Origin of the sequence: Zoogloea sp., from assembly GCF_041908905.1 — a bacterium.
Classification (GTDB): Bacteria; Pseudomonadota; Gammaproteobacteria; order Burkholderiales; family Rhodocyclaceae; genus Zoogloea.
The window spans coordinates 1-4379 of the sequence record NZ_JAYREK010000068.1 but is presented as its reverse complement, the minus strand read 5'-3'; the positions used below and the strand labels follow the sequence as shown (position 1 = coordinate 4379).

General features: G+C 68.4%; 6 protein-coding genes and 1 pseudogene. 1 reads left to right on the top strand and 6 read right to left on the bottom strand.

The genetic code is table 11. The features are described from left to right. Positions 1-338 (top strand): group II intron maturase-specific domain-containing protein (locus ACE3OU_RS18645; protein ID WP_374243056.1); only part of this gene is annotated, 338 nt, incomplete at its 5' end. Positions 339-503: 165 nt separating this feature from the next. Here the strand turns inward: ACE3OU_RS18645 and ACE3OU_RS18640 are convergent. The 6 genes and pseudogenes from ACE3OU_RS18640 to ACE3OU_RS18615 all read right to left on the bottom strand — a co-directional run. After that, positions 504-1784 carry a dihydroorotase gene (locus tag ACE3OU_RS18640; protein ID WP_374243055.1) on the bottom strand — a complete coding sequence of 427 codons (1281 nt, stop codon included), beginning with the start codon at positions 1782-1784 and terminating at the stop codon, positions 504-506. A 20-nt stretch (positions 1785-1804) separates the two neighbouring features. Then, on the bottom strand, positions 1805-2764 hold the full coding sequence (locus ACE3OU_RS18635; RefSeq protein WP_374243054.1) for an aspartate carbamoyltransferase catalytic subunit: 960 nt from the start codon (positions 2762-2764) through the stop codon (positions 1805-1807). Next, a complete protein-coding gene (gene pyrR / locus ACE3OU_RS18630; protein ID WP_374243053.1) occupies positions 2757-3257 on the bottom strand; it encodes a bifunctional pyr operon transcriptional regulator/uracil phosphoribosyltransferase PyrR in 501 nt (166 codons plus the stop codon). Before pyrR ends, ACE3OU_RS18635 begins: the two co-directional genes overlap by 8 nt. After that, a complete protein-coding gene (gene ruvX, locus ACE3OU_RS18625; RefSeq protein ID WP_374243052.1) occupies positions 3244-3693 on the bottom strand; it encodes a Holliday junction resolvase RuvX in 450 nt (149 codons plus the stop codon). The genes pyrR and ruvX overlap by 14 nt, the downstream gene beginning before the upstream one ends. Next, a complete protein-coding gene (locus tag ACE3OU_RS18620) occupies positions 3674-4195 on the bottom strand; it encodes a YqgE/AlgH family protein (protein ID WP_374243057.1) in 522 nt (173 codons plus the stop codon). Before ACE3OU_RS18620 ends, ruvX begins: the two co-directional genes overlap by 20 nt. 60 nt (positions 4196-4255) lie before the next feature. After that, a pseudogene (locus tag ACE3OU_RS18615) lies at positions 4256-4379 on the bottom strand (IS1595 family transposase); the annotation flags it as partial.

The window sequence follows — 4379 nt, the reverse complement described above, 5'->3', positions numbered from 1 at the left end:
TGACGAGACGTTCGGGTGGGCGCAGCCTGCCGGAGTTCGTTGAACGATTGCGGACTTGCCTGCCGGGCTGGAAGGGCTCCTTCCAACTTGCGCAGACGCCCAAGGTGTTTTGCGAGCTCGATGAGTGGATTCGCCACCAGCTGCGTGCGATGCAGCTCAAGCACTGGCGTCGGGGCACGACGATGTATCGGGAATTGAAGGCGCTGGGTGCTTCGGAAACGGACGCTCGGCAGGTGGCAGCGAACAGTCGGAGGTGGTGGCGTAACAGCCGCTTTCTGCTGAAGCGCGCGCTGCCCGTTGCCTGCTTTGATCGGCTTGGTGTGCCCCGGCTCTCATAACCTCAACGACTCGAACCGCTCAGGTAGCGGACCCGCATGCCGGGTGGTGTGGGAGGGGAACGGTCAGGTACGCTGGCCGCCCCTGTCCCGATCCGCCTGCTCCGCGATGGCGCAAAAAAACGGCGCCGCAGGGGCGCCGTCCGGGCGGTGGGAAGGTCTTTCGACTCAGCCGGCCGCGAACATCGGGGTGCCTTCGACCAGGGTGTGATGCACCCGGCCCGGTAGCTCGAGCCCCAGGAAGGGGGTGTTCTTGCCCTGGCTCCTGAGGGTGTTGCGGCTGACGACCTGATGGGCGTCGGGGTCGAAGATGCAGATGTCGGCGCGGGCGCCCACCGACAGGTGGCCGCCCTTGGCGATGCCGGCGATCCGCGCGGCGTCGGAGGTGATCCGGGCCAGCGCGTCGATCAGCGGCAGCTTGTGCTCGGCGGCCCACTTGAGGGTGAGCGGGAGCAGCAGCTCGAGGCCGGTGGTACCGGGCTCGGATTCGCTGAACGGGGCCTGCTTGGCGTCGTCGTCCACCGGGGTGTGGTCGGAGCAGATGGCGTTGATGCGGCCGTCGGCGACGGCCTTGGCCAGCGCGATGCGGTCGCGCTGGGTGCGCAGCGGCGGCATGACGTGGCAGTGGGGGTTGAAGTACCCGATGTCGAGGTCGCACAGGTGCAGGTGGTGGATCGCCACGTCGCAGGTGACGTCCACGCCGTCGGCGCGGGCCTGCTCGATCAGCGCCAGGCTGTCGGCGGACGACAGGCGGGTGATGTGCAGGCGGGCGCCGGTGAGGCGGGCCATCTGCAGGTAGGTGAACAGCGCGATGATCTCGGAGCTGGTCGGGATGCCCGGCAGGCCGAGGCGCGAGGCCACCTCGCCGTCGTGGGCGACGCCGCCGCGGGCCAGGTGCGGGTCGATCGGCTGCAGCCAGACGCGGAAGCCGAAGGTGGCGGCATACTGCATCGCGCGGCTCAGCACGCGGGTGTCGAGGATCGGGGTGTTGGCCTGGCTGAAGGCGACGCAGCCGGCCTCGACCAGCTCGGCCATCTCGGAGAGCTGCTCGCCCTTGAGGCCGATGGTGAGGGCGCCGACCGGATAGACGTGGGCGCGGTTGAGCTTCTTGGCGCGGTAGCACAGCATCTCGACGAGGCCGGGCTCGTCGAGCACCGGGTCGGTGTCGGGCGGGATGGCCAGGCTGGTGACACCGCCGGCCATCGCTGCGTCCATCTCGGATTCAAGGGTGGCCTTGTATTCGAAGCCGGGCTCGCGCAGGCGGGCGGCGAGGTCGATGAGGCCGGGGGCGACGACGAGGCCGCGGGCGTCGATCGTGCGCTCGGCGGTGAAGCCGTCGGGGGCGGTGCCGACGCCGGCGATCTTGCCGTCGGCGATGTACAGGTCGTGCTGGCCGTCGATGCGGTTGGCCGGGTCGATGAGGCGGCCGTTCTGGATGTGGATTTTCATGTAGGAAACCTTTGTCTGGCTCAGTGACTGCCCAGCATGCTCATGACGGCCATGCGCACCGCGATGCCGAAGGTGACCTGCGGCAGGATCACCGCCTGGCCACCGTCGGCCACCGCCGAGTCGATCTCGACGCCGCGGTTCATCGGGCCCGGGTGCATCACGATGGCGTCGGGCTTGGCGCGGGCGAGCTTCTCGGCGGTGAGGCCCCAGACCTTGAAGAACTCCTGGGGGCTGGGCAGCAGGGCGCCGTTCATGCGCTCGTTCTGGAGGCGCAGCATCATCACCACGTCCACGTCCTTGAGGCCTTCCTCCATGCTGTGGAAGACCCGCACGCCCATCTTCTCGACCTCGGTGGGGAGCAGGGTCTTGGGGCCGATCACGCGCACTTCGGGCACCCCGAGGGTGGTCAGGGCGGCGATCTGGGAGCGGGCCACGCGGGAGTGCAGCACGTCGCCGACGATGGCGACGGTGAGGTTGTGGAACTCTTTCTTGTAGTGCCGGATGGTGTACATGTCCAGCAGACCCTGGGTCGGGTGGGCATGGCGGCCATCGCCGGCGTTGACCACGTGGATGTGGTCCCGGCCGGTGTTTTCGAGGTGCTGGGCGATGAGGTAGGGCGCGCCACTCGACTCGTGGCGCACCACGAACATGTCGGCCTGCATCGCGCAGAGGTTGTCGACGGTGTCGAGCAGGGTCTCGCCCTTCTTGGTGGACGAGGTGGCGACGTTGAGGTTGATCACGTCGGCCGACAGGCGCTTGGCGGCGATCTCGAAGGTGGTGCGGGTGCGTGTGCTGTTCTCGAAGAACAGGTTGAAGACGCTCTTGCCGCGCAAGAGCGGGAGCTTCTTGACTTCGCGCTCGGCCATCTCGGTGAAGGGCGCGGCGGTGTCGAGGATCTGGGTGATGATGCTGCGCGGCAGGCCGTCGAGGGTGAGCAGGTGCTGCAGCTCGCCGTGCTTGTTGAGTTGGGGGTTACGCATGGATCAACCTCATCGTGAGGGCGCCGGAGTCGTCGCGCTCGAGTTGCAGGTTCTGCCCGGCGGGCAGCGGTTCGGCCAGGGTCACGGCGCAGAAGCGGGCCGCGATGGGCAGCTCGCGCCCGCCCCGGTCGACCAGCACGGCCAGGTCGACCCGGGCCGGGCGGCCGTAGTCGAAGAGTTCGTTGAGGGCCGCGCGGGTGGTGCGGCCGGTGTACAGCACGTCGTCGACGATGACGATGTGGGCGCCCTCGACGTCGAAGGGGATCTCGGACTTCTGGGGTTGCGGGTGCAGGCCCTTCGCGCCGTAGTCGTCGCGGTAGAAGCTGACGTCGATGCTGCCCAGCGGCTGGCTGAGGCCGAGCAGGGCGTGGAGGCGCTGGGCCAGCCACACGCCGCCGGTGTGGATGCCCACCAGGGCGGTGTCGGGCGTGATGTGGGGGCGCATCGCGGTGGCGAGCTGGGCGATGAGCTGTTCGGCGTCAGGAATCTGCATGTTTGGAACTCTCGAAGTACTGGAGCAGGATGATCTGCGCGGCGGCGGAGTCGAGCCGCGGCTTTTGCTTGCGCCAGCCCTTGTGGCCGGCTTCGGACAGGCGCTCCTCCGCCTCGGCGGAGGAGAGGCGTTCGTCCACCAGCGTCACCGGCAGGCCGTAGCGGCCGTGGAGCTGGTTGGCGAAGCGGCGGCAGCGCACGGTCATGGCGTGTTCGCTGCCGTCGAGGTGGGTCGGCAGGCCGACCACCAGGCCGGCGGGCTTCCATTCGGCGAGCAGTTTCTCGATGGCGGCGAAGCGGGCCGCGTTGGCCTCGTCGGCGATCACGGTGAGCGGGTGGGCGTGGCCGGTTTCGGTTTCGCCCACCGCCACGCCGATGCGGGCGAGGCCGAAGTCGAAGGCCAGGACGGTACCCACCCTAGGCGTGCCCGGCGACATCCGAGAGCTTGGCGAAATCGATGCCGAGCAGCTGCATGGCGGCGGCGAGGCGCTCTTCGGGGGGCACCGAGAAGACGATGTCGAGGTTGGCCGGCACCGTGAGCCAGGCGTTCTGGGCGAGCTCGTGCTCGAGCTGGCCGGCGGACCAGCCGGCGTATCCGAGGGCCACCAGCACCTCGCGGGGCTGGCCTTCGTCGGCGAGGGCCTGCAGCACGTCCCGGGAGCTGGTGAGGCCGACGGTGTCGCTCACCCGCAGGGTCGAATGCCAGTCGCCCGCCGGGCGGTGCAGCACGAAGCCGCGGTCGGCCTGCACCGGGCCGCCGGAATATACCGGCAGGTCGGCGAAGTCGGGCTGCTCGAAGGGGATGTCGATGCGCTCGTAGAGGGTGGCCAGGCGCATCTCGGTGGGCCGGTTGACGATGATCCCCATCGCGCCGTTTTCGTTGTGCTCGGCGATGTAGGTCAGGGTGCGCGTGAAGTTGGGATCGGCCATGGCGGGCATGGCGATCAGGAAATGATCGGTGAGGTTGATGGTGGTCGTAGTCACGGGCGTTATTTTAGGCTATGTCACCGTTGCCTGTGGAAATACTCCGATAGCGGCGAGGAGCATCTTGTCGGGCGTATCAAGTCGGCGCGTGTCGAGTGCCCGGCGCCAGCCCAGATAGTTCGGGAGGTAGTGCGTGGCA

Bases quoted from the DNA above. Each gene is read 5' to 3' on its own strand.
- ACE3OU_RS18640 (WP_374243055.1), bottom strand. From the start codon at position 1,784: ATGAAAATCCACATCCAGAACGGCCGCCTCATCGACCCGGCCAACCGC.
- ACE3OU_RS18635 (WP_374243054.1), bottom strand. From the start codon at position 2,764: ATGCGTAACCCCCAACTCAACAAGCACGGCGAGCTGCAGCACCTGCTC.
- pyrR (WP_374243053.1), bottom strand. From the start codon at position 3,257: ATGCAGATTCCTGACGCCGAACAGCTCATCGCCCAGCTCGCCACCGCG.
- ruvX (WP_374243052.1), bottom strand. From the start codon at position 3,693: ATGTCGCCGGGCACGCCTAGGGTGGGTACCGTCCTGGCCTTCGACTTC.
- ACE3OU_RS18620 (WP_374243057.1), bottom strand. From the start codon at position 4,195: ATGCCCGCCATGGCCGATCCCAACTTCACGCGCACCCTGACCTACATC.